This window comes from Bradyrhizobium sp. USDA 241, from assembly GCF_049739505.1.
GTDB classification, from domain to species: Bacteria; Pseudomonadota; Alphaproteobacteria; order Rhizobiales; family Xanthobacteraceae; genus Bradyrhizobium; species Bradyrhizobium liaoningense.
The window spans coordinates 1,572,390-1,595,981 of sequence record NZ_JBMGPZ010000005.1 but is presented as its reverse complement, the minus strand read 5'-3'; the positions used below and the strand labels follow the sequence as shown (position 1 = coordinate 1,595,981).

The 23,592-nt window shown below is 63.9% G+C and carries 26 protein-coding genes and 3 pseudogenes; 19 read left to right on the top strand and 10 right to left on the bottom strand.

The window, feature by feature from the left end:
* Positions 1-12: 12 nt before the first annotated feature.
* Positions 13-315, top strand: coding sequence for a copper-binding protein (locus ABIF91_RS29440; protein ID WP_028180665.1), 303 nt, complete (start codon positions 13-15; stop codon positions 313-315).
* A gap of 56 nt (positions 316-371) precedes the next feature.
* Here the strand turns inward: ABIF91_RS29440 and ABIF91_RS29435 are convergent, their stop codons facing one another.
* Both ABIF91_RS29435 and ABIF91_RS29430 read right to left on the bottom strand, forming a co-directional pair.
* On the bottom strand, positions 372-932 hold the full coding sequence (locus ABIF91_RS29435) for a PQQ-dependent catabolism-associated CXXCW motif protein (RefSeq protein ID WP_028180664.1): 561 nt from the start codon (positions 930-932) through the stop codon (positions 372-374).
* Positions 929-1,813, bottom strand: coding sequence for a substrate-binding domain-containing protein (locus ABIF91_RS29430; RefSeq protein ID WP_028180663.1), 885 nt, complete (start codon positions 1,811-1,813; stop codon positions 929-931). Before ABIF91_RS29430 ends, ABIF91_RS29435 begins: the two co-directional genes overlap by 4 nt.
* Before the next feature lie 129 nt (positions 1,814-1,942).
* Between ABIF91_RS29430 and ABIF91_RS29425 the strand changes: the two genes are divergently transcribed.
* Both ABIF91_RS29425 and ABIF91_RS29420 read left to right on the top strand, forming a co-directional pair.
* On the top strand, positions 1,943-2,866 hold the full coding sequence (locus ABIF91_RS29425; RefSeq protein WP_035670497.1) for a quinoprotein relay system zinc metallohydrolase 2: 924 nt from the start codon (positions 1,943-1,945) through the stop codon (positions 2,864-2,866).
* A 53-nt stretch (positions 2,867-2,919) separates the two neighbouring features.
* The gene (locus ABIF91_RS29420; RefSeq protein ID WP_028181814.1) at positions 2,920-3,738 is read left to right on the top strand and encodes a quinoprotein dehydrogenase-associated SoxYZ-like carrier; all 819 of its coding nucleotides are present in this window, start codon (positions 2,920-2,922) and stop codon (positions 3,736-3,738) included.
* 117 nt (positions 3,739-3,855) lie between these two features.
* Here ABIF91_RS29420 and ABIF91_RS29415 read toward each other — a convergent pair whose 3' ends face one another.
* A complete protein-coding gene (locus ABIF91_RS29415) occupies positions 3,856-4,215 on the bottom strand; it encodes a hypothetical protein (protein ID WP_028181813.1) in 360 nt (119 codons plus the stop codon).
* A 138-nt stretch (positions 4,216-4,353) separates the two neighbouring features.
* Here ABIF91_RS29415 and ABIF91_RS29410 point away from each other — a divergent pair, with 138 nt between their 5' ends.
* From ABIF91_RS29410 to ABIF91_RS29390, 5 genes are read left to right on the top strand one after another with little or no spacing between them, the layout of a single operon-like run.
* Positions 4,354-5,301 (top strand): ABC transporter substrate-binding protein, encoded by a 948-nt coding sequence (locus ABIF91_RS29410; RefSeq protein WP_035670500.1) that lies wholly within the window; start codon positions 4,354-4,356, stop codon positions 5,299-5,301.
* 1 nt (position 5,302) lies between these two features.
* Positions 5,303-6,040, top strand: a complete 738-nt coding sequence (locus ABIF91_RS29405) for an ABC transporter permease (protein WP_028181811.1) — start codon at positions 5,303-5,305, stop codon at positions 6,038-6,040.
* On the top strand, positions 6,030-6,770 hold the full coding sequence (locus ABIF91_RS29400) for an ABC transporter ATP-binding protein (protein WP_028181810.1): 741 nt from the start codon (positions 6,030-6,032) through the stop codon (positions 6,768-6,770). The genes ABIF91_RS29405 and ABIF91_RS29400 overlap by 11 nt, the downstream gene beginning before the upstream one ends.
* A 48-nt stretch (positions 6,771-6,818) precedes the next feature.
* Entirely contained in the window at positions 6,819-7,613 is a 795-nt protein-coding gene (locus ABIF91_RS29395) for a pentapeptide repeat-containing protein (RefSeq protein ID WP_028181809.1), read from the top strand.
* Positions 7,614-7,639: 26 nt separating this feature from the next.
* The gene (locus ABIF91_RS29390) at positions 7,640-7,987 is read left to right on the top strand and encodes a hypothetical protein (protein WP_155252095.1); all 348 of its coding nucleotides are present in this window, start codon (positions 7,640-7,642) and stop codon (positions 7,985-7,987) included.
* Positions 7,988-7,997: 10 nt separating this feature from the next.
* On the opposite strand, the gene ABIF91_RS29385 is transcribed toward ABIF91_RS29390, so the two are convergent.
* The 6 genes and pseudogenes from ABIF91_RS29385 to ABIF91_RS29360 form a co-directional block, all read right to left on the bottom strand.
* Positions 7,998-8,207, bottom strand: a complete 210-nt coding sequence (locus ABIF91_RS29385) for a hypothetical protein (RefSeq protein ID WP_028181807.1) — start codon at positions 8,205-8,207, stop codon at positions 7,998-8,000.
* A gap of 189 nt (positions 8,208-8,396) precedes the next feature.
* On the bottom strand, positions 8,397-9,266 hold the full coding sequence (locus ABIF91_RS29380) for a hypothetical protein (RefSeq protein ID WP_028181806.1): 870 nt from the start codon (positions 9,264-9,266) through the stop codon (positions 8,397-8,399).
* Positions 9,267-9,503: 237 nt separating this feature from the next.
* Entirely contained in the window at positions 9,504-9,584 is an 81-nt protein-coding gene (gene pqqA, locus ABIF91_RS29375; protein ID WP_008562446.1) for a pyrroloquinoline quinone precursor peptide PqqA, read from the bottom strand.
* Between the two features lie 218 nt (positions 9,585-9,802).
* The gene (locus ABIF91_RS29370) at positions 9,803-10,132 is read right to left on the bottom strand and encodes a hypothetical protein (protein WP_035670503.1); all 330 of its coding nucleotides are present in this window, start codon (positions 10,130-10,132) and stop codon (positions 9,803-9,805) included.
* Positions 10,133-10,278: 146 nt separating this feature from the next.
* Complete coding sequence (locus ABIF91_RS29365; RefSeq protein ID WP_028181803.1) at positions 10,279-10,677, bottom strand: EF-hand domain-containing protein; 399 nt, start codon at positions 10,675-10,677, stop codon at positions 10,279-10,281.
* A gap of 170 nt (positions 10,678-10,847) precedes the next feature.
* Positions 10,848-11,765: pseudogene (locus ABIF91_RS29360) on the bottom strand (IS1380-like element ISBdi2 family transposase); the annotation flags it as partial.
* Positions 11,766-11,853: 88 nt separating this feature from the next.
* Between ABIF91_RS29360 and ABIF91_RS29355 the strand changes: the two are divergent.
* From ABIF91_RS29355 to ABIF91_RS29330, 6 genes and pseudogenes are all read left to right on the top strand, one after another.
* Positions 11,854-12,962: pseudogene (locus tag ABIF91_RS29355) on the top strand (IS3-like element ISRj2 family transposase); the annotation flags it as partial.
* Between the two features lie 168 nt (positions 12,963-13,130).
* Positions 13,131-13,847, top strand: a pseudogene (locus ABIF91_RS29350) (PQQ-binding-like beta-propeller repeat protein); the annotation flags it as partial.
* Between the two features lie 10 nt (positions 13,848-13,857).
* Complete coding sequence (locus ABIF91_RS29345) at positions 13,858-14,214, top strand: c-type cytochrome (RefSeq protein ID WP_028177976.1); 357 nt, start codon at positions 13,858-13,860, stop codon at positions 14,212-14,214.
* On the top strand, positions 14,211-15,140 hold the full coding sequence (locus tag ABIF91_RS29340; protein ID WP_424579544.1) for a substrate-binding periplasmic protein: 930 nt from the start codon (positions 14,211-14,213) through the stop codon (positions 15,138-15,140). Before ABIF91_RS29345 ends, ABIF91_RS29340 begins: the two co-directional genes overlap by 4 nt.
* Positions 15,141-15,281: 141 nt before the next feature.
* Entirely contained in the window at positions 15,282-16,271 is a 990-nt protein-coding gene (locus tag ABIF91_RS29335; protein WP_028177978.1) for a Bug family tripartite tricarboxylate transporter substrate binding protein, read from the top strand.
* Between the two features lie 125 nt (positions 16,272-16,396).
* Positions 16,397-16,822 carry a hypothetical protein gene (locus ABIF91_RS29330; RefSeq protein ID WP_028177979.1) on the top strand — a complete coding sequence of 142 codons (426 nt, stop codon included), beginning with the start codon at positions 16,397-16,399 and terminating at the stop codon, positions 16,820-16,822.
* Positions 16,823-16,858: 36 nt separating this feature from the next.
* On the opposite strand, the gene ABIF91_RS29325 is transcribed toward ABIF91_RS29330, so the two are convergent.
* A complete protein-coding gene (locus ABIF91_RS29325; RefSeq protein ID WP_028177980.1) occupies positions 16,859-17,827 on the bottom strand; it encodes a helix-turn-helix domain-containing protein in 969 nt (322 codons plus the stop codon).
* Between the two features lie 513 nt (positions 17,828-18,340).
* Here ABIF91_RS29325 and xoxF5 point away from each other — a divergent pair.
* The 5 genes from xoxF5 (at position 18,341) to ABIF91_RS29300 (ending at position 23,591) form a co-directional block, all read left to right on the top strand.
* Positions 18,341-20,146, top strand: a complete 1,806-nt coding sequence (xoxF5, locus tag ABIF91_RS29320; RefSeq protein WP_028177981.1) for a lanthanide-dependent methanol dehydrogenase XoxF5 — start codon at positions 18,341-18,343, stop codon at positions 20,144-20,146.
* A gap of 105 nt (positions 20,147-20,251) precedes the next feature.
* A complete protein-coding gene (locus ABIF91_RS29315; protein WP_028177982.1) occupies positions 20,252-20,743 on the top strand; it encodes a c-type cytochrome, methanol metabolism-related in 492 nt (163 codons plus the stop codon).
* Positions 20,744-20,804: 61 nt separating this feature from the next.
* Positions 20,805-21,914, top strand: coding sequence for an S-(hydroxymethyl)glutathione dehydrogenase/class III alcohol dehydrogenase (locus tag ABIF91_RS29310; RefSeq protein ID WP_028177983.1), 1,110 nt, complete (start codon positions 20,805-20,807; stop codon positions 21,912-21,914).
* 32 nt (positions 21,915-21,946) lie between these two features.
* Positions 21,947-22,510, top strand: coding sequence for an S-(hydroxymethyl)glutathione synthase (gene gfa / locus ABIF91_RS29305; RefSeq protein ID WP_028177984.1), 564 nt, complete (start codon positions 21,947-21,949; stop codon positions 22,508-22,510).
* A gap of 628 nt (positions 22,511-23,138) precedes the next feature.
* Positions 23,139-23,591 carry a (2Fe-2S)-binding protein gene (locus tag ABIF91_RS29300; RefSeq protein WP_028177985.1) on the top strand — a complete coding sequence of 151 codons (453 nt, stop codon included), beginning with the start codon at positions 23,139-23,141 and terminating at the stop codon, positions 23,589-23,591.
* Position 23,592 lies beyond the last annotated feature (1 nt).

Genomic DNA, 23,592 nt, shown 5'->3' with positions numbered 1-23,592 from the left:
CGGGAGGCCTCGATGGGAACAACAAGATTCATCTTCGCGGGCGCTGCGGCCCTTAGCTTGCTCACATCCAGCGCATTTGCCGAAGACATGACCGGAACGATCACGCGGATCGACCGTCTCAACGGCACGATCTCGATCCAGCAGATGCAGAAGGGTACGGTCGGCGCCAGCGCTGGCAGCGCCGGCGCGCTCCAGGAGTACAAAACCAAGGATGCCGCGATGCTGGATGCCGTTCATGCCGGCGACAGGGTGAACTATACGGCCACCGAGACGAACGGTACCGGCACGCTGACGAAGCTGCAAAAGCAGAAATAGCAGCACTGCGCTTGCCCCCTCTCCGCTTGCGGAGAGAGGAAGCGCATCTTCGCTGATCAATGTTGCTCGGGCCGCGGCTCCGGCTGCGCCTCATCGGTCGGAAGCTTCGCGCGCTCCCAGCCGTCGGTGCCGTCGGGGTACCAGGCGACGCTGGAATAGCCGTAGGCCAGCGCACGCTTGGCGGCGTTCCAGGACATCCAGCAATCGGCGAGGCAATAGATCACGAGCAATACGGCTTTGTTGCCGCGCGAGGCGCGCGCGAGGCCGCGCTGGAGATAGTCATCCATCGCCGGCGGCAGCGTGCCGTAGCCGGTGTCAGGCAGCCAGATGCTGCCCGGAATGTTCCGGCGCGGCGCATCGCGCCAAACCGTGCCCTCGGGAAGGTTTTTCGGTTTCGGTGGGCGCGGCATCACGTCGACGAACGCGCCGCTGTTTGCGCGCCATATCGCCTCCGCCTCCTCGGTCGTCAGCACGCGCGCGCCGGCAAGCGTCGCCGGCACCGGCGCGCGATAATTGTCGGTGCGATAGCCCTTGGGCTCGAACGGCTCCTGCTGCTGCGCCAACGCCGGTGCCACGAGCAGAGCAACGACGATCACAGCGGCAAGCGGCCGTCTCATGGCGTCTTCTTGGCCGCCTCCGCGCCGAGCGGCCGGTCGCTCTCGTCCAGCAGCGGTACGCCGAAATCGAGCAGGATCTTGTTGATCTCGCCCTGGTTCTCCTGGATCACCTTGTTGAGCTGCCGCTTCCAGTTCTGGTCCGCAGGGCGCACGCCCATGCCGATGCGATAGACCAGCTTCGGCCCGGTGGTTTCTTTCACGAGCGGCGTGACATGGAGCGAAGAGCCGGCCTTCTTCGCATGGTAGCCGGCCATCGGCCCCCACAACACGCCGGCGTCGATCTTGCCGGCGGCGAGGTCATCGATCATCGCTTTCGCCGAATTGTCGAAGCGCGTGTCGATCATCAGCGGATAGGGCTTTGCATCGCCCATCAGGCCGGCCAGCGCCATGTTGGTCGCCGGCGGCGTGCCGGCGACGATGCCGACATGCTTGCCCTTCAACCTGGGGTCCTCGAGCGTATCGACCTCCTCGAGCCCACTGCCGGCCTTCGAAACCAGCGCATAGCTCGTGCGGTAGTAGGGATTGGTACCCTGCACGAGGTCGTCGCCTTGCGGGAAACCCATGATGACGTCGCAGCGATGCGCACCCAGCGTCATCCGCACGAAACCGGTGGCCTGCGGAAAGAACACGTAGTCGAGCTTCTTCTGGAGCTTGTCCGCAAGAAACTCGGCGAGCTTGTTCTCAAACCCCTCGCCCTTCTCGTTGGAGAACGGCAGATTGCGCGGATCGGCGCAGACACGCAGCACCTTGGGATCGACCAGCTCGAATGAGAGATCGCCGGTCTCGCTGGTCTGCGCGACGGCGGCGTCGCCGAACGCACAGGATGCGACCACGACCCACAGTGAAAGCAACCAGCGACGATGTCGTCCAGCTTCCGTCATCGCGCTTCCTCCTCGTTTTGGTTGGATGTTATCCATGCAACGCATGACGCGCCACCTGTGCCAACTTTGCACTGGCCCAACTTGTTGCAGTGCAACGAGACGAACCCTTTGAACTGAGGCAGAAAAAAAGTGTCTCGCATCGCTCTGATGATCGCAGCCTGGTTCCTGCTTGAAGCGACGCTAGCACGCGCCTGCGCAACCGAATTGCCTGTGAGCGAAGTCGCACCGGGAATCTTCGTACACTCCGGGACCATCGCCCTGATGACCCGCGAGAACGAAGGTGACATTGCCAATGTCGGCTTCATCGTCGGCGATGAGGCCGTGGCCGTGATCGACACCGGCGGCAGCCTTCGCGAAGGCGAGGCGCTGCTGGCCGCCGTGCGGGCCCGCACGCCCAAGCCGATCCGCTATGTCATCAACACCCACGGCCATCCCGACCATGTCTTCGGCAATGCCGCCTTCGTTGCGGAGGGCGCAAGATTCGTCGGGCACAGCAGGCTGCCGCAGGCGCTTGCGACGCGCGGGCCGTTCTATCTCGACAATTTCCGCCGCATCATGGGGAGCGAGCTGATCGATCCCGTCAAGATCATTGCCCCGACCCTGCTCGTGACCGACACGATGACGCTCGATCTGGGATCGCGCCGCCTGAGCTTGCGTGCCTGGCCGGCCGGACACAGCGACAGCGACTTGATCGTGTACGACGAGACGACCAGGACTCTGTTTGCTGGCGACCTGGTCTTTCTCCGCCACATTCCGGTCGTGGACGGCAGCATCCGCGGCTGGCTCGACACCTTGAAGCGGCTTGAGACCATCCCGGCGCTCCGCGTCGTTCCCGGTCACGGCCCCGTGAGCGACTGGCCCGCGGCGCTGATCGATCAACGGCGCTACCTATCAACGCTGCTGTCCGACGTCCGCACGCTGAACAAGAAGGGCGAGCCGATCCGAGCCGCCGCAGACAAGGCGGCCGCGTCGGAACGGCCGCATTGGCAGCTGTTCGACGACTACAACGCCCGCAACGCAACTGCAGCATTCTCTGAAATTGAATGGGAGTAGCGGGCGCGCTAGGCTGTCACCAACGATCGTTTCGTCCGCGCGGGATCATGACCATGACGGGATGCACACGCCGCCTGACCCTCACCGCCCTCCTGCTCGGCCTCGCTTTCGCGACGCCGGCGAAGGCGGAAGAGGCCTATGATCCCTGGCCCGGCCTTGTGCAGGACATCTTCAAGAGCCGTCCGATGAATGACGGCAGCGCCGTCATCGGCATCGAGATGCCGTATCGCGCCGAGGACGCAGCCATCGTGCCGGTGACCTTGCGCAGCAAGCTGTCGCCCGGCGATGCGCGGCGCATCCGTTCGATCACGCTGGTGATCGACCGCAATCCGGCGCCGATGGCGGCGAAGTTCGAACTCGGGCGCGACGCCAATGTCACGGAGATCTCGACACGCGTGCGCGTCAACAACTACACCGATGTCCACGCGGTCGCCGAGCTCAGCGACGGTCAGCTCTATGTGTCCAAGACTTACGTGAAAGCCTCCGGCGGCTGCTCGGCGCCGGCGGGCAAGAACGTCGAGGAAGCCAGGAACCGGCTCGGCCAGATGCGCTATCGCCAGTTCGCCCGCGAGGACGCGCCGGCGAGCCGCGTCCGCGAGGCGCAGGTCATGATCGGTCATCCCAACAATTCCGGGCTCCAGATGGACCAGGTCACGCAGCTCTACATTCCCGCGTTCTTCATCAACCAGCTCAAGCTGACGCAGGACGACAGCCCCGTGCTGTCGATGGAAGGCGGCATCTCGATCTCGGAGGATCCCAACCTGCGCTTCACGTACGTATCCAACGGCGCCAAGCGTTTGCGCGCGGAAGCAAAGGACACGGACGGGCACGTGTTCCGCAACGAGTGGGATGTGGAGAAACCGGGGACGTGATAGCGAGCCGTCATTCCGGGGCGATCCGCAGGACCGAACTCTGGCGCGCAATTGCGCACCTGAGAATCTCGAGATTCCGGGTTCGCGCTTCGCGCGCCCCGGAATGACGGCAGCAAACTAGAAACACCTGACCTCGGCTTCCGCCTGCGCGCGCCTCAAGTCGTTCACCGCCGAGTTCGCCTGCTCCGAGGTGCGGAACTGGACGCCGAGATTGCCTCGCACCTGCGACATGCTGAGCGCGGTCTCGGCGGTAACATAGCGCTCGTAGGGTATGATCGAAGCCACCACGTCGATCGAGCAGGAACATTGCTCGATCGCAGCCCGCGTCTCGCCGGTGGCCTTCATGCAGCCATAGACATACTCCGCGCGCGCCGAGGTGGGATAGTCATTGACCTCCTCGGCCCGTGCCATGCACGCGCTCGCAGCCAGCATCACCAATGCGGCGACAATCGGTCGTAGCTGTCCCGCCAGATTCATGCGCATCCTCCCGCTGGTTGCGACCAAGGCTATGCTATGCGTATTGTCCTGAAAAGCATTCCGTCAGAGGAAACGGCTCACAAGGTGATGAGAGCACTGGGTGTGACGAGGGCATTTGGTCGAACATTGGCGCTCGCAATGACGCTGGCGCTGCCGCTCGCCGCGCCCGGCCGCGCCGCGGATGCGATCCGCCTTGCGGTGCAGAAAACCGGAACATTCTCCTGGGAGCTGGCCGCAATCCGAGCGAGCGGTCTCGACAAGGAGGCCGGCCTGTCGCTGGAGGTCACCGAACTCGCGAGCACCGAGGCCGGCAAGATCGCGATGCGCGCCGGCAGCGCCGACATCATCCTGTCGGACTGGCTGTGGGTGTCGCGCGAGCGCGCGCTGGGCGCCAAGCTCTCTTTCTATCCCTACTCGAGCGCGTTGGGCGCGGTGATGGTTCCGGCGGCTTCTCCAATCAAGACGCTCGCCGACCTCAAGGGCCGCAAGCTCGCCGTCGCCGGCGGGGCGATCGACAAGAGCTGGCTGCTGCTCCAGGCGCGCATGAAACAGGACGGGATCGACCTGAAGTCCGAGGCAACCATCGTCTATGGCGCCCCGCCCCTGATCGCCGCGAAGGCGCTGGACGGCGAGATGGATGCGAGCCTCAATTTCTGGAATTTCTGCGCCCAGCTCGAAGCCAAGGGTTTTCGGCGCCTCGCCGGCATCGAGGACATCCTGCCGAAGCTCGGCGCCAAGGGTGCTGTCTCCGCCGTCGGCTATGTCTTCGACGAGAGCTGGGCCGCGAGCCATCGCGACGCCGTGGCGCGCTTCATCGCGATGACCCGCAAGGCCAAAGAGCTGCTGGCGACCTCGGACGCGGCCTGGGACAAGGTCGCGCCGCTCACCGGCACCAGCGATCCGGCCGTGCTCAAGACCTACCGCGACCGCTACCGCGACGGCATTCCGCGCCGGAGCATCGACGATGAGGAGAAGGACGCACGCGTGCTCTACCGCGTGCTGGCCGAGATCGGCGGCCGCGAACTCGTTGGCCCTGCGGCCGAGCTCGACCCCGGCACGTTCTATCACGCAGTCCCCGGAGACTGAGGTGCTGCGTCTTCTCTCGTTCGCCCTGTTCCTCGCAATCTGGTGGACCGCCGCGCTGTTCGTCGGTGGCGCGAAGTTGCCCTCACCGTCGGCCGTGCTCCAGGTCATGATCGCGGAAGCCTCATCCGGCGCGCTGTTCCTGCATCTCGGCGCCACGCTGGCGCGCGTCACGCTCGCCTTCGTGCTGGCGATGTCGCTCGGCAGCGCGATCGGTTACCTGATGGGCCGGGTGAAGCTCGCCGATCGGCTCGGCGATCCCTGGCTGATCCTGCTGCTCAATTTGCCGGCGCTGGTCGTGATCGTACTGGCCTATATCTGGGCCGGGCTCACCGAGGCCGCCGCGATCGCGGCGATCGCCATCAACAAGCTGCCGACCGCCATCGTCACCTTGCGCGAGGGCGCCCGCGCGCTCGACCGCTCGCTCGACGAGATGGCGAGCGTGTTCGCGATGCCGCGCTGGCGCGCCTTCCGCCACGTCGTGCTGCCGCAGCTTGCGCCCTATATCGCGGCCTCCGCGCGCTCCGGGCTGTCGCTGGTGTGGAAGATCGTGCTGGTCGCCGAGCTCCTGGGTCGTCCGAACGGCGTCGGCTTCGAAATCGGCGTCGCCTTCCAGCTGTTCGACACGCCGCGGCTGCTGGCCTATTCCCTGACCTTCGCCGCCGTCGTGCTCGTCATCGAAACCTTGCTGGTGCAGCCGTTCGAAGCCCGCGCAAACCGGTGGCGGCCCCGTGCGGCTTGAGGTCGATATCACAGGAAAGACCTTCACGAGTGCCGCGGGCGGAACCCACGAGGTGCTGGCGCCGGTCCAGTTCGCGATTCAATCCGGCGAGGTCGGTGTGCTGATCGGGCCGTCCGGCTGCGGCAAGAGCACGATGCTGCGCATCATCCTCGGATTGGACCGCGACTTTGCAGGCCGCATTGCGCGACCGCCGGAGGCGCGGATTGGCATGGTGTTCCAGGAGCCGCGGCTGCTGCCGTGGCGCTCGGTCGAGCAGAATGTACGGCTTGCGGCCCCGGAGATTTCCGACGCGAAGCTGTCCGAGCTGTTCCGGATCCTGGAGCTGGAAGCGCATCGCAGCCACTTTCCCGGCGAATTGTCGCTCGGCCTTGCCCGCCGCGTCGCACTCGCCCGTGCCTTCGCGGTCGAGCCAGATCTCCTGGTGCTCGACGAGCCCCTCGCCTCGCTCGACGATGCGCTCGCCGGCCGTCTGCGCGACGAGATCGCAACTCTGGTCGCGAGCCGTCCGATGATGACGCTGCTTGTCACCCACAGTCTCGACGATGCGATCCGGCTCGGCGACCGGCTGTTCCTGTTGTCGCCGCGCCCCGCGCGGATCATGCAGGAGGTGCCGATCGCCATCCCCCGCGCCGCGCGCAGCGAAGCCGAGATTGCGGCGATCAGGACCGAGCTTGGGCGGCGCATCCAAGCGGAGCAAGGCGACGCTCACGCCGGGCGGGATGTCTCATAGGCAACCGCGCGAGGCCCGTGCTAAATTGGGTCGCAGCGGAGTCTGCTCATGAAGCGAAGGATCGCCCTGACGGCACTTGGCCTTGCTCTGCTCGCGACAACGACGCGCGCACAGGACATGATGCGCGATCTCGATCTGACATCACCCGCCATGGTCTCCGCCGAGATGAGCCGGCAGGATGTCGAGGCCGCGCTGGCCAAAGCGAGCGCCGGCGCGCCCGCCGATTTGACCGGCAAGCGGTTATCGGGGCTCGATCTCAGTGGTCTCGACCTGACCAACGCAATTCTCCGTGCGGCAAGGCTCAACAAGACGAAGCTCGCCGGTGCCCGGCTTGATGGGGCGATCCTCGATCAGGCGTGGCTGCTGGACGCAGATCTCACGGGCGCGAGTCTGAAGGGCGCCAATTTGTTCGCGTCACAGATGGCACGTGCTCGCCTCGACGGCGCCGATATGACCGGTGCGCGCATCACGGCAGATCTCACCGGCGCGAGCATGGTCGGCACGTCGATCGCGGATGCACATCTCGGTGCCGACATGCGCAACCAGTCGATGGGGCTGATGCGCGCGGTGCTGAGATCCGCCAATATGGAACGGCTGAACGCGCGCAACGCCGATTTGTCACGCGTCGACCTTGAATTCGCGGTCCTCAGGGGCGCCGACCTGAGCGGTGCATCGCTGAAAAACGCCCAACTCGGCGGAGCCGATCTGACCGGCGCCATCGTCATCGACGCCGATTTCGACGGCGCCGATCTCGCCTCGGCGAAGCTGATCGCGCCGAACGGCCTTGACCGCGCCAAGAATTTCGACAAGGCAAAGAACCGCGAACGCCTGATCAGGGAATGACGGCGCGCCTGTGGGAGGACTGCTTGATGCGTTGGGTACTGGCATTGATCGCGTTGTCGACGCTTGCCGGCGAGGCCGCCGCGCAGGCCAAGGGCAAGGGCGTAAGGCTCTGGAACCTGACGACGGAGACGATCTCCGGTTTCCAGCTCGCGCCGGCCGGCAAGACCGACTGGGGTCCGAACCAGTGCCTGAACGACAAGGACAAGGAGGTCGATCACGACGAGCGGCTGCGCATCACCGGTGTCGAGCCCGGCCGCTATGACGCCAAGGTCAGCTATCCCGACGCGCGGCAGTGCATCGTCCGTGACATCGAGATCAAGGCGGACGCCGTGTTCTCGATCGCCGACAAGGATCTGAAGGACTGCACGAAGTAGCGCGGGCGCCCTATGCCCTGTCGTTGGGGTGTGGATATTCGCAGCGCCAACGCACCGCCTGCCACTTCGGATGCTCGCTGACCCATTGCGCGATATAGGGCGGCGCGGCCATCACGCATTGGCGGGGCGAGCCGGAATAGTTGAACACCAGATGCTGCTCCTCGCAGGTCGCAGGCGAGAGCACCGCACACACAGTCACCACCAGGTCAATCGGGTTCATGCCGGATCCTCTCGCAAGGGGCGCTGGAGATTAGCACGAAAGATTACGTTGCAGGGAGGGGGGAAGTTTCAGGCGGAGGTCAGGAATGGCTGGGAACTGCCTCCATCCCTTGCTGCCCTCGCGACGCAAAACGCCGAATTCTCCAGAGGTCATGGTCGGGCTTGTCCCCGCCCCATGACGATCTCGCAGCTAGAAGTTGATCCCGAACACCATCCGGGCCTGGTGCCGCTCGAAATTGACGAGGTCCAGCTTGCCGCCCGATCCGGCCGGACGTCCCCAGGCCTGCAAGCTCCAGCTCAAGGTCAGCCGCGAGCGCTCGGATAGCTGGAAATATGCGGTGGGGCCGACGAACAGGGCCTGGCCTGCAAATTCTCCGAGGCCGATCCCCTCATATTGCCGGAAATAGCGCAACTCGCCACCGAGCAGCACATTCGGCCGCACGCGCGCCAGGCCGGCAAACGCAGCGCCGATCGTTGAGCTCTTCTCGGATATTCCTCCAACCTCGAGGCGCGCCCATTCCGGTTGATAGATCAGGTTGAGGGCGCCGATGGCGAAGTTCGGGATCAGTTCGCGGTCGAAAGCCAGCGTGAACTCGGTGCCGTACATTCGCCCTTTGGCGCCGCTGGTCTCGTCAATGCGGTCGCCGTGCAGCTCGGCAGCGATAGTGAAGCCGAACGGCGCCCGGTCGCGATCCAGCAGGCGATAACGCAGGTCGAGCGAGGCGCCCTGGAAGTTGAACTGGCGGCGGTCGTCGATATCAGGGACGCCGGTGATGTCGTGCAAGCTGGCGGTGCCGCCGACCTCGATACGAAAATTCGGCAGTGGCACCACCTCGATCTCGACCTCGTGCTCGAGCGCGCGATACGCCGCCCCGCCTTTGCCGAAGCGCCCTGTCGTCTGAGTCTGGAATTCGCGCTCGCCGACATTGCCGACATCGGTGCCGATCATGAAGCCGAAAATGTGCTCGGTATCAAAGCCTTCCTCGGCGCTGCTGCGTGCCGGCGCCAGCACGATCGCGCACCCGATCACCATCCAGAACTTACAGGTTCTGCCGCCCATCCCGTGCCCCGAAGGCGCGCCGCTGTGATGCGGCAGCAACGCTCACCGAGCATCAGCGTAGCACACTGCGGCAGAGCACGGTCGAGATTTTGCACGGTCGAGATTTTGGTCGAGAGGTCGAAGCCTGTGCACGTGTCGCTTCGCGTCCATCGCAAAGCATGATGAGGCCATGCCGAAATCCGACACTGAAGCGGCTTCGACGGCGCCCGCCATCGAAGCCGCGGCAGGTCGTCAGTCCTACTTGCGCGAAGCGCAGGCGTACATGTTGATTTCCATGCCGACCGGCACTTCCACGATCTTCGGAGCTTTCCAAGCCATTCGGGTCTCCCAAGGTATTGAGCGCGACATCGCGCGGCGCAAAACGTAGGGCTGCGTCAGGTGCAGTTCAAGCCTCGATTCGACTGCCGAACTCGTCTGTGTCGATTCTTCGCGGCTGCATTTCTCTCTCGGACAAAGCCAGTTCCCTCTTGGTCAAACACGACCAGCGAGACAACAACTTGTGCAACGCACCGCGCGCCTAATCGACAACGGTGCCGTCAGCAGCCCTTGTCGGCCATTTCGGTATTCGGCTTGGCGCCTTCGGCGCGTTGGGCCGCGGTCGGCTCACTCTGCATTTGCCGCTGCGCATCCTCGGACGAAGCCGGCGTGTCACCGCTTGCACGATTCATCGTGCTGGTCGGCGGATGCTGGCTGGTATCACCCGTTGAACTGGATGAGTTCGACTGAGCGGAGCCCACGGTGACCGGACCAGAGCCAGCATCCTTGTCGGTGCTGGCGCTACCGGTGTTGCACGGGCCGGCGACGGCAACGCCGGCGCTCAATGTCAGGATGGCGCAGGCGGCAAGAACGGAACGTTTTGTGTTCATCTGCAACTCCTCTTCGCCCGCCGCGCAGCCCCGGCGCCAGGCGGGACGCTGCGGAGAAAACAGGCCGAGCAGCCCGATGTTCCCAAGCGTCAGGCCGGAATGATCGCAAACACGGCCCTCGTCAGGTCAGTTCCGAGTGCGCCCTCTCACCGTAACAATCGCAGCAGGGTGCGGCCGGCGCGCGAGTTCAGCTCCTTCGCATCCAGCGTTCCGTCCTTGTCGGGATTCGCCGCGTTGAAGCGTTGCTCGACCACGGACAGATATTCGTCCAGCGTAAGCGTCCCGTCGCGGTCAGGATCGGCGGCGGCGAGCTCTTTCGCCGACAACCGTCCGCGCAATTCGCGCGCATCAAGCGTGCCGTCATGATCGGGATCGAGCTTTGCGAACATTGCGGCGGCCACCTTCTTCACCTCGGCAAGATCGAGCGTGCCGTCATTGTCGGTGTCGAACAACTTGACCGCGTTGCCAGAGGCCGACCACGCCGGGCCGGCTGACAATGCAATCGTAAGGGCAAGGGCAAGGGCAATTGAACGACGCGAAATCATCTAGCCCGTCCTATTCGTGAGAGTGCGGCTTTTGGGCCCGATTGATGCGGCCGCACATCTTGTCTGACGAGGCGCACAGGATTGCCTTCGGCTTTTCGCCGCCTGACGACCGGTACTTTGCAACGCGCTTGAGGGATGGGTTGGGCGAACGGGGGCGGACGCCCCGCCGGTCAAGGACCGAGCGGCAGCAGCGCGCCGGGCAAGCCGCAGATCAGGTCGGCTTCGGGACATGCCGCGGCAAACGCAAGGCGAATGCGGCTCGTGGTCTCGACGACACGGGCGGCGATTTTCAAGAGCCGAAGACGCAGCGTCGCGAACTCGGCAGCGGCCAATTCCCGGGCTTTGGGAATGGCGTCGCGCACGGTCAGCATCAGCCAATAAGCGGCCGTATGGAGCACGAGACGGACCTGGTTGGCGAGCGCCGAACGGCAGCTGGTGCGATCGGAGGCGAGCTGCGTCTTATGCAGCTTGATCAGATTCTCGGCTTGGCCGCGCGCGCAATACAGGCTGTCGTAGATCCACTCGGCCGAGCCGACATCGAGGCTGGTGACGACGAAGCGGATGTCGAGGCCGAGCATCGTCGCCTCAATACGGGCGACAGTGCGCCGTTCGCGATCCCAGGACTTTGCCTTGTGGCGCGTCTCGGTATAGCCACGCAGAACCGGCAGGTTCTCGATGGCGCGTCGCGTGCGGATGTCGTCGGCGACCTCGTCGACTTTTCTGGCGAGAGGCTTGGTGCCGGACAGACCGAAGATGTAGTCGATGCCGTTGGTCTCGCACCACGCCATTGCCTCCGGCCGGGCATAGTGCCCGTCGCCACGGAACGTAATTTGCGTGTTGTGCCATCGCGTCCGGATATGCCGTACCAGGCGGCGCAGATGGGCACGCACCTCGACGCCGCCCGGCGTCTTGCCGGGCCGCAGCACGACGGCCACGGGCCGGTTCTTCTCCGTGTCGTAGACGTGGATCGGCAGGAAGCAGCGTTCGTCATAATGAGCGTTGAACAGCGAGAGCTGCTGATGGCCGTGGACGACGTCGCAGGTATCATCGATGTCGAGCGTGACGGATGCCGGCTCGCGCGGGTAGCTAGAGCTGGCCCCGCAAATTCGGACAGTAGCTTGAGTGGATTTTCTGCCTGACAGCGGCGAGGATTCTTGCTGCGAATCAGGAGCGAAGATGACGAAGAAGAGCCGCCGGACGCATTCTCCGGCATTCAAGGCGAAGGTTGCTTTGGCTGCGGTCAAAGGCGACAAGACACTGGCGGAGCTGGCGCAACTGTTTGATGTTCATCCGAACCAGATCACGATCTGGAAAAACCAGCTCCTGGAAGGCGCCGCCGGCGTGTTTGGGCATGACAAGACATCGGCCGAGACGCCGGTCGATTTGAAGGCGTTACATGCCAAGATCGGCGAGCTGGCGTTGGAAAACGATTTTTTGTCCGGCGCGCTCACCAAGGCGGGCCTGCTGAGCGCAAAGCGATGATCGACCGCGATCATGATCTTTCTATCGTGCGCCAGGCGAAGGTCCTGAAGCTGGCTCGCAGCACGGTCTACTATGAACCTCGGCCAGTTTCGGCCGAGGACCTTGCCTTGATGCGTCGGCTCGATGAGCTGCATCTCGATTATCCCTTCGCGGGAGCGCGTATGCTGCGATCGTTGCTGCGGCGGGAGGGCGTATACGCCGGTCGCCGCCACATCGCGACGCTGATGAAGCGCATGGGGATCGAGGCGGTCTATCGTCGCCCGAACACGAGCAAGCCGGCTCCGGGTCACAAGATCTACCCGTACCTGTTGCGCGGATTGAAGATCGAGCGGCCCGACCATGCGTGGGCAATGGACATCACCTACATTCCGATGCGGCGTGGCTTCGTCTATCTCGCGGCGGTCGTCGATGTGTTCAGCCGACGGGTCCTGGCCCATCGCGTCTCGATCACAATGGAGGCGGCCTTCTGCGTCGAAGCGGTCCAGGAGGCGTTGGCGAAGCACGGCAGGCCCGAGATTTTCAACACGGATCAGGGCAGCCAGTTCACCAGCCTCGAGTTCACCGATGTGCTGCTGGACGCGAAGATCGCCATCAGCATGGACGGCAAGGGCGCCTGGCGCGACAACGTGTTTGTCGAGCGGCTCTGGCGCACGGTCAAATACGAAGAAGTATATCTCCGCGCCTACGACAGCGTGTCCGAGGCGCGAGCGTCAATTGCCAAGTATCTGGCCTTCTACAATCAGGGACGCCCTCACTCGAGCCTTGACGGGCGCACGCCCGACGAGGCTTACTTCGGCACGCAAGCTATGGTGATGGCCGCATGGCCGTCGCCGACGGTTTTGTCGTCGCTCTGGTCGGGCTACGCCCTCCCGACGCAACGACAAAACCGTAAAGCCCCGCGTTCAGCATAACCCGGCAGGAATCCACTTAAATCCAGCGGGGCGCTGTCCAAACAACCGGGGCCAGCTCTGACCAAGACACTGATGAATGCCAACCGCAACGGCTTCTTCTACGTACTCGACCGTACCAACGGGAAGCTGCTCGCGGCCAATCCGTACGTGAAGGTCAACTGGGCGACCGGGATCGACATGAAGACCGGACGTCCGATCGAGACCGACGTTTCCAAGGACGCGCGCGAGGGCAAGAAAGTGACGGTCTATCCGTCCATCCTCGGCGGCAAGAATTGGGAGCCGATGTCGTTCAATCCGCAGACCGGCCTCGCCTATGCCAACACGCTCAACTTCGGCGGCAAGTACAAGGCGGAGCCCGTCACCTTCAAGCAGGGTGAATGGTATCTCGGCATGGACCTGACCGATCCCTGGGAGTTCGGGGACGGACCGCGCGGCCACCTCAAGGCCATCGACCCCATGACCGGCAAGTCGAAATGGGAAGCGCCGAGCGACATTCCGCGCTTCTCGGGCGTGCTGTCGACGGCCGGGGGCGTCGTGTTCTCGGGCGCATTGACCGGTGAGTTCGAGGCCTTCGACGCCGATACCGGCAAGAAGCTCTGGCAATTCCAGACCGGGTCCGGCATCGAGGGACAGCCGGTGACCTGGCAGCAGGATGGCGTGCAGTATGTTGCTGTGACGAGCGGCTATGGCGGCGTCTACTCGCTGTTCTCCGGCGACGAGCGGCTCGCCAAGGTGCCGCCCGGCGGCTCGCTCTGGGTCTTTGCGGTCAAGCAATAACCACGGCACGATGCTGAGAGAAGTATCACACAGGACGGTGGCGACGATCGCCACCGTCGCGGTGATGACGGTCGCGCTTGCGGCGACCGTTCGCGCCGCGGACGACGCAACCGGCAATCCACTGCAGGCGCAGATCGACCACGGCAAGTCGACCTATGCCGAGAAATGCTCACACTGCCATGGCCCCAACCTGATGAACTCCGGCACCATCACGCCGGACCTGCGCGTCTTCCCCGACGACAAGGCGCGGTTCGTCACCACGGTCAAGAACGGCAAGAACAACAAGATGCCGCCCTGGGGCGACATCCTCAACGACGACCAGATCGGGGATCTCTGGGCCTTCATCTCCAGCCGGAGGAAGCCATGACGGACCGTCGCGTTGCATGGACCGTCGCGGCCTTTCTTTCCACGATGGCATCGGCCGCTTTTGCGGCCGAAAATCCCCTGAAGATCTGCCTCGACGAGGACCGGCCGCCGCTCTCGGTGCACCACCGCGGTCAACCGGAGGCCGGCTTCGACGTGCTTCTGGCCAAGGCGATCGCGGAACGGCTCGGACGGCCGCTGGCGATCCAATGGTTCGAGAGCAGGCTGGATGAGGATTCGAGCCCGCCGCTCGAAGCCAACGCGCTGCTCTCGGATGGGCGCTGCTCGCTCGTCGGCGGCTACGCGCTGACGCAGGATTCGCTCGTCGCTCCCGGGATGAAGACGGCGCGCTTGCCGGACTTCGCCGGGGCCACACGCGACGATCGGCGCCGCCGCGTCCCGCTGGGCGTGCTCGCGCCGAGCCGGCCCTACGTCTATTCGCCGATGACGGTGGTGCTCGGGCCGAAGGCCCGCGGCCGCAAGATCGCCGACATCAGCGATCTCGCCGGCCTTCGTCTCGTCATCGAAAGCGGGTCGCTCGGCGACGCCATCCTGATGAGCTTCGACAAGGGCCGATTGATCGACAGCATCACCCATCTCGTCCCCGGTCGCGACGACCTCATCGGCGCGCTCCAGCGCGGCGACCATGACGCGACACTGATCGATCTTGCCCGCTTCGACGCCCACCGCGCCGCGCACCCCGACACGGCGATCACGGCGTCCGGCTACTACTACCAGATCGGGGCCAATCGCGGCTATGTCGGGCTCGCCAGCGATGGCACGCTGATCGAGGCCGTCAACAAGGCGCTCGGTCAGCTTGCTGCCGAAGGCAAGATCGCCGCATTCGGCAAGCAGGCCGGCCTCACCTATCTGCCGCCGCGGGAGCCAGCGATTCTGGGCGACGTCTGGACGCAAATCATTCAGCGGTGATTGCAAGGGCGCTGATGTCCCGGACGGCGCGCAGTGACGCCTGCGCGCTGCGCACGCATCATGCGCCAATCTGTCTCGCCTGCCGGCCATGCCCGGCGCCAGCCTGATGCAGTAGGTTCCGCAGAAATCCGGGAGAGAATCATGTCCGCCAAACTCGATCGCCGCCACTTCATCGCCGCCGGTACCACTGCACTGGCGATGCCATTCATCGTCCGCGGCGCCTCGGCGCAAGGCACGTGGCCGGCGCGGCAGATTCGCATGATTTGCAGCTATCCCGCCGGCGGACAGACCGACCTGCTCGCGCGCGCCTATGGCGAATTCATCTCCAAGCAGGTCGGCAAGACCGTCGTCGTCGAGAACAAGCCCGGGGCCTCCGGCGCGATCGGCACGGCGGAGGTCGCCCGCGCCGAGCCCGACGGCCACACCATCCTGTGCTCGATCTCGACGACCTACATCATGAACCGGGCGGTGATGAAAAATCCCGGCTACGACATGGACAAGGATCTGACGCTCGTCAGCGTCATTCCCGGCGCCGGCCTGCTGCTGGTGGCGAACCCGAAAACCGGGGTCAAGACGCTGGAGGATTTCGTCGCCTTCGCGCGCAAGAGCGGCAAGGTGAACTTCGGCACCTACAGCGCGGGCTCGGCTCCGCACATGACGATCAACGAGCTCAACAAGCAGTACGGCCTTAATATCGAGCCGGTCCATTATCGCGGCGAAGCGCCGATGTGGACGGGCATGCTCGAAGGCACGCTCGATGCCGCCATGGGCAGCTACACGGCCGCACAATCGGTGCTGCAAAGCGACCGCGGCACCGTCTTCGCCGTGCATTCGAAGAAGGTCGACGCGATCCCGAACGTGAAGACGCTGCCCGAACAGGGCGCGACGTCAAAATTCTTCACCGTGAGCGGGTTCACCGGCTGGGCCGTGCCGAAGGCGACGCCGCAGCCGGTGGTCGATCGCCTCGCCGAGCTCTGCGTCGCCGCCAACGGCGATCCGAAGGTGAAGGAGGTTCTCGCGACTTTCGTGCTCGAACCCGCAATCGGCTTCAAGGAAACCAATGCGCTGTATCAGCGCGAGTTGCCGATCTGGATCGAGAGCGCAAAGTCGCTCGGCCTCGAGCCGGCCTGACCCTCACGCCATCGCCAGCACGCCGGTTGCTCCCTTTCCGGCCCGGAGTCCGACCAAAGCCCAGTGTCGGAAGCGCGTTTTCCCGCTATGATTGTACCCTTCTGCGGACAAGGAGGGCCGATCCCATGACCCCGGATGCCGTCGCCGTCGCCGTTATGATCATCCTGCTCTTTCCGATGAGCTATTTCACGCTGGCATCGCCGGCCTTCCTGCTGGTGAGGCTCGATATCCAGCCCGTTGCACAATTGCTGCGCGGAATGTTCAACGCTCATTTTCTGGTCATGCGCGTCGTCGGCATCATCGGGATGGTGGCTCTCCTCCTCGACGGTCGCCCGCTTGCTGCCGTTGGCGTCGGCATGATCGCAGCCCTGGCGATCTGGGGAGGACGCCGCTTCATGCGACGGGTAGACGACCAGCTCAGCGCGAGGGACGCCGGGGATGCCGATGCCGCACGACGGTTGCGCCGGCTGCATTGGAGCGTGATGCTGGGAAACGCGGTGCTGCTGGTCGCTTTGGTGGCCGGCATTCCCTACATCACAACGTCGGCATGAACTTTCTCCGACGCCGCGCGAGTTGGCTCAAGACGCCTAATGCCCGCCCGAGTTCGCGGTGCCCTGCTGCGCCTTGTGGATCGAGGACGGTACCACGCCGAAATATTTCCGGAACACCCGGCTGAAATGCGATGAGCTGGAGAAGCCCCACGAAAACGCGACGTCGGTGATGGTCTTGCCGGCGTGGGCCTCGAGTTCCTGGCGGCAGTTCTGCAACCGCGCCTGCCAGATATAGTCGCTGACCGTGGTGCCGCGCTCCGAGAACAGCATGTGCAGGTAGCGCTTGGAGCAGCCGAGCTCGGCCGAGATCTGGTCGATGCACAGATCCGGATCGCGCAAGTGCTCGCGGATGAAGAACTGCGCGCGCACATACATCGCTTCGGGCCCGACACGATCGAACATCGTGTCGGCCTCGCGCAGCGGCAGCAACAGCAGGTCGATCAGGGAATCAGCGACGCCGACCGCGCTGTTCGCCGACAGCTTTGCCGCCTCGTCGAAGGTCGCATGGACGAAATCGTGGGCGATCCTCCCCGTGCCGGTTTTTGAGGACAGCTTGCAGGCGGGCATCCGCTGCGACGGGAATCCGCGGTCACGCAACAATGCCTTCGGCACGATCACCACGTCGTGACGCGTGAAGGCCGGGCTGATGATCGAATGCGGGCAGGAGACATCATAGGCGATGATGTCGCCGGGGTTGATTTCGATGTGACGGCCTTCCTGTTCGAAATAGGACACCCCGTAGGTCTGGAAGTGGATCTTGATGTACGGGTGTTCATTGGCCTTGGCGCGCGCGAGCGTGTGCGCGATGCGATGCTGGCTCACCTCGATCTGGCAGAGCTTCAGGCGCGACACGCTGGTGTAGTCGATGCGACCTTCCAGCGAGGACGCCTCCAGCGGATCGACGTCGAAATGCCCACACAAGCTCGTCAGCCCGTCGATCCAGCTCTGGATCTGCCGCTTCGGCGTCATTCCGGTCGTCGAGAGCGTGTGAATTGTGTCGGACATTAATCCAGCCACTGGTTTGATCCGGAGATTCGACGCGAATCGCGACCAGCGCTGCCGGAGCCCTCAGCCGTGATTGCGTGACGTTTACCTCGAATTTGAGCGATCTTGTGGAACAAGCGCCACCGTTCCATTGCCACCCTTGAAGCTTAATCCTCCGCCTTAGTTGCAGCGCCGTCAAGGGGAACCTAAGCGTCGAGCGCGGCCCGCCGCGGCGCGGAAACGACTGAATTCGCTACTGCAAAATCAAAATCTTTGCCCCCGTGCGCTGTCGAGCAAACCGGCTTCTCTCTTGGGCAAGTTTCCCAATGGCGAAGTCGTTAGGGATTGCGGCAGGAACAATAAGAACGGGCCGCTCCTGCACGTGGACCCGTGGCTCTCATCAGGAGGAGGAAACAGCACAGCATCGTTTCTGGTCCCAATCGCGACCGCCCTGCACGAGCTGACGCCGGACGAGAAGCCCGGTGATTGAGCAATGCTTCGGAAACAATAAACGAGACCAACGGAGGAATGACTATGCGCAAGGTGCTACTGGCGACCTATCTCGGCTCCGCGGCGGCTCTCGCCGTCGGCAGCGCTTCAGCCAACGACGAGCTGATCAAGATGTCGCAGAACCCGAAGGACTGGGTGATGCCGGCGGGTGACTATGCCAACACCCGCTATTCCAAACTGAACCAGATCAACGCTCAGAACGTCGGCAAGCTCCAGGTCGCCTGGACCTTCTCGACCGGCGTGCTGCGCGGCCATGAAGGCGGCCCGCTGATCATCGGCAACATGATGTACGTCCACACACCGTTCCCGAACAAGGTCTACGCCATTGACCTTTCCAACGAGAACAAGATCGTCTGGAGGTACGAACCGAAGCAGGATCCGAACGTCATCCCAGTGATGTGCTGCGACACGGTCAATCGCGGCCTGTCCTACGGGGACGGCAAGATCATCCTGCATCAGGCCGACACCAACCTCGTCGCGCTCGACGCCAAGACCGGCCAGGTCGCCTGGTCGGCAACCAACGGCAATCCCGCGAAGGGCGAGACCGGCACTTCGGCGGCCCTGGTCGTCAAGGACAAGGTCATGGTCGGAATCTCCGGCGGCGAGTTCGGCGTGCAGTGCCACCTCACCGCATACGACCTCAAGACGGGCAAGCAGGCCTGGCGCGCCTATTCCGAAGGTCCTGACGATCAGATCAAGGTCGATCCGGTCAAGACGACGGCGCTCGGCAAGCCGGTCGGCGCGGATTCCTCGCTGAAGACCTGGCAGGGCGACCAATGGAAGATCGGCGGCGGCTGCACATGGGGCTGGATCTCCTACGATCCCGCGCTGAACCTCGTCTATTACGGGTCGGGCAATCCCTCGACCTGGAACCCGAAGCAGCGTCCCGGCGACAACAAGTGGTCGATGACGATCTTCGCGCGCGATGCCGACACCGGCATGGCGAAGTGGGTCTACCAGATGACGCCCCATGACGAGTGGGACTATGACGGCGTCAACGAAATGATCCTCACCGATCAGCAGATCAACGGTCAGCCCCGCAAGCTGCTGACGCACTTCGACCGCAACGGCCTCGCCTACACCATGGACCGCGAGACCGGCGAACTGCTGGTTGCCGAGAAGTACGACCCCAAGGTGAACTGGACCAGCGGCGTCGACATGGACAAGAACTCGCCGACCTACGGCCGTCCGAAAGTCGTCGCGCAATACTCGACTGAGCACGGCGGCGAGGACAAGAACACGAAGGGCATCTGCCCGGCCGCGCTCGGCACCAAGGACGAGCAGCCGGCAGCCTACTCGCCGGACACGCAGCTGTTCTACGTCCCGACCAACCACGTCTGCATGGACTACGAGCCGTTCAAGGTGAGCTACACCGCGGGCCAGCCCTATGTGGGCGCGACGCTCTCGATGTACCCGCCCCCGGGTGAAAGCCACATGGGCAACTTCATCGCCTGGGACAACAAGACCGGCAAGATCGTCTGGTCGAACAAGGAGCAGTTCTCGGTCTGGTCGGGTGCGCTCGCAACGGGAGGCGGCGTGGTGTTCTACGGCACGCTCGAAGGCTACCTGAAGGCGGTCGACGCCAAGTCCGGCAAGGAGCTCTACAAGTTCAAGACTCCCTCGGGCATCATCGGCAACGTCACCACCTATGAGAACAATGGCAAACAGTACGTTGCAGTGCTCTCCGGCGTTGGTGGCTGGGCCGGCATCGGTCTGGCGGCAGGTCTGACCGATCCGACCGCAGGTCTCGGCGCGGTCGGCGGCTACGCGGCCCTCAGCAACTACACGGCACTTGGCGGTACGCTGACCGTGTTCTCGCTGCCGAACTAGGCCTCGGTCTGCATCAACTCCACGCGCCGGCTCGTCTCCCACCGGGTCCCACCGGGCTCCTCGAGGAAAAATCTCTTGCGTAAAATCTGCTCTGTCATTGCTGCGATGATCTTGGTTGCGTCCGGAGGAATTGCGGTCGCGGACGGTCCGGGCGACCCCACCGCAGTGAAAAAGGAAGACGACGGAAAGTGGCTCGATAAGGAAGGGGTTCCGACCTACAAGATTTCGGCCGACGGCACCGTGGACTGGTTCACCTATTCCGGATACCGCCGCTATCATTCCGACTGCCACGTCTGTCATGGCCCCGACGGCATGGGCTCCACCTACGCGCCGGCGCTGAAAGATTCCGTCAAGAGCATGAGCTATGGCGACTTCCTGGGCGTGGTCGCCTCCGGCCGCAAGAACATCTCGACCGCGCAGGAGAACGTCATGCCTGCTTTCGGCGACAACCCGAACGTCGCCTGCTACATGGACGACCTGTACGTCTATCTGCGCGCCCGCTCCACCGAAGCATGGGGCCGGCAGCGCCCCGCCAAGAAGGAGGAGAAGACAGAGGCGTACAAAAAGGCGGAAGACGCCTGCATGGGCAACAAATGAACGTTACGAGGACTGCCGAGACCACCTCTTGGCGTCCTATGAGAATTTGAGGAGTCTTACTATGAAAACACGTGCCGCCGTCGCCTTCGAGGCCAAGAAGCCGCTCGAAATCGTCGAAGTCGATCTGGAAGGCCCAAAGGTCGGCGAGGTCCTGGTCGAGATCAAGGCCACGGGCATCTGCCATACCGACGCCTACACGCTCGACGGCTTCGACAGCGAGGGAATCTTCCCGTCGATCCTGGGGCATGAGGGCGCGGGCATCGTCCGCGAGATCGGCCCGGGGGTGACCTCGGTGAAGCCGGGCGATCACGTCATCCCGCTTTACACGCCGGAATGCCGGCAGTGCAAAAGCTGCCTCAGCCGCAAGACCAATCTCTGCACCGCGATCCGTGCGACGCAGGGCAAGGGCGTGATGCCTGACGGCACCAGCCGTTTCTCCTACAAGGGCAAGCCGATCTACCACTACATGGGCTGCTCCACCTTCTCGAACTTCACCGTGCTGCCCGAGATCGCGGTCGCCAAGATCCGCGAGGACGCGCCGTTCGACAAGAGCTGCTACATCGGCTGCGGCGTCACCACCGGCGTTGGCGCCGTGGTCAACACCGCCAAGGTCGAACCCGGCGACAACGTGATCGTGTTCGGCCTCGGCGGCATCGGCCTCAACGTCATCCAGGGCGCCAAGATGGCGGGCGCCGACAAGATCATCGGCGTCGACATCAACGATTCCAAGGAGGAGTGGGGCAAGCGGTTCGGCATGACCCATTTCGTCAACCCGAAGAAGGTCACTGGCGACATCGTCCCGCACCTCGTCGGCCTCACCGATGGCGGCGCCGACTACACGTTCGACTGCACCGGCAACACCACGGTGATGCGCCAGGCGCTGGAAGCCTGCCATCGCGGCTGGGGCACCTCGATCATCATCGGCGTCGCCGAAGCCGGCAAGGAGATCGCCACCCGCCCGTTCCAGCTCGTCACCGGACGCAACTGGCGCGGCACCGCCTTCGGCGGCGCGCGCGGCCGCACCGACGTGCCGAAGATCGTCGACTGGTACATGAACGGAAAGATCCAGATCGATCCGATGATCACCCACGTGCTCAAGCTCGAAGAGATCAACAAAGGCTTCGATCTCATGCACGAGGGCAAGTCCATCCGTTCAGTCGTCGTGTTCTAGCTCGCAGACATCACACCAAGGAGGATCGACCCATGACTGTTGCACTCCATCCCTCGATCGACAACGGCATCAAGCAAGGCAGCGGCAACTTCGCCGGCGGCACGCTGGTCTGCAAATGCACGGACCATCCGGTCAAGGTCGGCATCAAGGGCGACGTCGCCCACAACCACGCCTGCGGCTGCACCAAGTGCTGGAAACCGCAGGGCGCGACCTTCTCCGTCGTCGCCGTGGTGCCGCGCCAGAACGTCACCGTGCTCGAGAACGGCGATAAGCTCCAGATCGTCGACCCCTCGGCGGTGATCCAGCGCCACGCCTGCAAGGCCTGCGGCACGCACATGTACGGCCGCATCGAGAACAAGAACCACCCGTTCTACGGCCTCGACTTCATCCATCCCGAACTGTTCCAGGAGCAGGGCTCGCAGGCGCCGCAATTCGCCGCCTTCGTCTCCTCGGTGATCGAATCAGGCGTGAAGCCCGAGCAGATGGCAGGCATCCGGTCGCGGCTGAAGGAGATCGGGCTCGAGCCCTATGACTGCCTCTCGCCGGCGCTGATGGACGCGATCGCGACCCATGTGGCGAAAGCCAAAGCCGCCTGAGAAGGCCGCCTGAGCGGAGCCGCCGAACCTTCGCCGGTCCCCCCATCCGCTCGCTGGCGCCTGCCGTTGCCAGCGAGCCGGACCGGTCGCCGTCCCGGGATCAGCGCGGCGATGCCGCCGCTTCGGCACCAGACATGTATGAGGGCCATCAGTTCCTCAGTCCTGGTCTCTGAATGACTGCGCAGGGCCGCCCGCCTCCTGCTTGAAGCTCGCGGAGCCTGCGCTTCTCCCTCCCTCGACTGAGGCATCCTGCTTCGTCCGCGCAGTTCCTGGCGGACGAAGCTTTTTTGCTTGGGACGGTTGCAGAGGCGCGCAGCGCGATGACCGCGCCCTGCTTTTGACAAACCATCGATGCAATCTTTTCCCGGTGAGAACACTCGGCTGTGAACGTCGGGCCGGAGCGATCTCTGTTACGATCGCGCCGTCACGATGCCGCGCGAATACAATCAATCAAGAACAATACGGGAGGTATCGAGGACATCCAGACATCGCCATTGGCGTTCCTTCCCCTTTCGGGATTTGCCCGCGCGGGACGATGGCGGAATGCGGCGAGACGACGCGTGAACCGTCGCCCACCGGCGTCGGCGAACTCTAAATTTGGCATGCTTATGAAGAGCGAGGCACGATCATGATCAAGGTGAAGATCAACGGCCAGGAACAGAGCTGGGACGGCGACCCGGACCTCCCGCTACTCTGGTTCCTGCGTGACGAGGCCGGACTGACCGGCACCAAATACGGCTGCGGGCAAGCCCTGTGCGGCGCCTGCACCGTCATCGTCGATAAGGAGGCCGTGCGGGCCTGCATCACGTCGGTGAACGACGTCGCCGGACGCGAGGTCACCACGATCGAGGGATTGCATCCCAACGGCGATCACCCGGTGCAGAAGGCCTGGCGCCAGGTCAACGTGCCCCAATGCGGCTTCTGCCAGGCCGGCCAGATCATGCAGGCCGCAGCCCTCCTGATGGACAACCCGAAACCCTCGCATGACCAGATCCGCGAGGCGATGTCGGGCAACATCTGCCGCTGCGGCTGCTACCAGCGCATCGAGAACGCCGTCCATCTCGCATCGACGGGAGTGTGAC

Excerpts from the sequence above, each read along its gene's own strand:
- ABIF91_RS29380 (WP_028181806.1), bottom strand. The coding sequence starts at position 9,266 with ATGGGCGGCAGAACCTGTAAGTTCTGGATGGTGATCGGGTGCGCGATC.
- ABIF91_RS29330 (WP_028177979.1), top strand. The coding sequence starts at position 16,397 with ATGACCCCGGATGCCGTCGCCGTCGCCGTTATGATCATCCTGCTCTTT.
- ABIF91_RS29395 (WP_028181809.1), top strand. The coding sequence starts at position 6,819 with ATGAAGCGAAGGATCGCCCTGACGGCACTTGGCCTTGCTCTGCTCGCG.
- ABIF91_RS29435 (WP_028180664.1), bottom strand. The coding sequence starts at position 932 with ATGAGACGGCCGCTTGCCGCTGTGATCGTCGTTGCTCTGCTCGTGGCA.
- pqqA (WP_008562446.1), bottom strand. The coding sequence starts at position 9,584 with ATGGCTTGGAAAGCTCCGAAGATCGTGGAAGTGCCGGTCGGCATGGAA.
- ABIF91_RS29415 (WP_028181813.1), bottom strand. The coding sequence starts at position 4,215 with ATGAATCTGGCGGGACAGCTACGACCGATTGTCGCCGCATTGGTGATG.
- ABIF91_RS29390 (WP_155252095.1), top strand. The coding sequence starts at position 7,640 with ATGCGTTGGGTACTGGCATTGATCGCGTTGTCGACGCTTGCCGGCGAG.
- ABIF91_RS29310 (WP_028177983.1), top strand. The coding sequence starts at position 20,805 with ATGAAAACACGTGCCGCCGTCGCCTTCGAGGCCAAGAAGCCGCTCGAA.
- ABIF91_RS29430 (WP_028180663.1), bottom strand. The coding sequence starts at position 1,813 with ATGACGGAAGCTGGACGACATCGTCGCTGGTTGCTTTCACTGTGGGTC.
- ABIF91_RS29420 (WP_028181814.1), top strand. The coding sequence starts at position 2,920 with ATGACGGGATGCACACGCCGCCTGACCCTCACCGCCCTCCTGCTCGGC.
- gfa (WP_028177984.1), top strand. The coding sequence starts at position 21,947 with ATGACTGTTGCACTCCATCCCTCGATCGACAACGGCATCAAGCAAGGC.
- ABIF91_RS29340 (WP_424579544.1), top strand. The coding sequence starts at position 14,211 with ATGACGGACCGTCGCGTTGCATGGACCGTCGCGGCCTTTCTTTCCACG.
- ABIF91_RS29440 (WP_028180665.1), top strand. The coding sequence starts at position 13 with ATGGGAACAACAAGATTCATCTTCGCGGGCGCTGCGGCCCTTAGCTTG.
- ABIF91_RS29345 (WP_028177976.1), top strand. The coding sequence starts at position 13,858 with ATGCTGAGAGAAGTATCACACAGGACGGTGGCGACGATCGCCACCGTC.
- xoxF5 (WP_028177981.1), top strand. The coding sequence starts at position 18,341 with ATGCGCAAGGTGCTACTGGCGACCTATCTCGGCTCCGCGGCGGCTCTC.
- ABIF91_RS29315 (WP_028177982.1), top strand. The coding sequence starts at position 20,252 with ATGATCTTGGTTGCGTCCGGAGGAATTGCGGTCGCGGACGGTCCGGGC.
- ABIF91_RS29410 (WP_035670500.1), top strand. The coding sequence starts at position 4,354 with ATGACGCTGGCGCTGCCGCTCGCCGCGCCCGGCCGCGCCGCGGATGCG.
- ABIF91_RS29370 (WP_035670503.1), bottom strand. The coding sequence starts at position 10,132 with ATGAACACAAAACGTTCCGTTCTTGCCGCCTGCGCCATCCTGACATTG.
- ABIF91_RS29365 (WP_028181803.1), bottom strand. The coding sequence starts at position 10,677 with ATGATTTCGCGTCGTTCAATTGCCCTTGCCCTTGCCCTTACGATTGCA.
- ABIF91_RS29300 (WP_028177985.1), top strand. The coding sequence starts at position 23,139 with ATGATCAAGGTGAAGATCAACGGCCAGGAACAGAGCTGGGACGGCGAC.
- ABIF91_RS29385 (WP_028181807.1), bottom strand. The coding sequence starts at position 8,207 with ATGAACCCGATTGACCTGGTGGTGACTGTGTGTGCGGTGCTCTCGCCT.
- ABIF91_RS29335 (WP_028177978.1), top strand. The coding sequence starts at position 15,282 with ATGTCCGCCAAACTCGATCGCCGCCACTTCATCGCCGCCGGTACCACT.
- ABIF91_RS29325 (WP_028177980.1), bottom strand. The coding sequence starts at position 17,827 with ATGTCCGACACAATTCACACGCTCTCGACGACCGGAATGACGCCGAAG.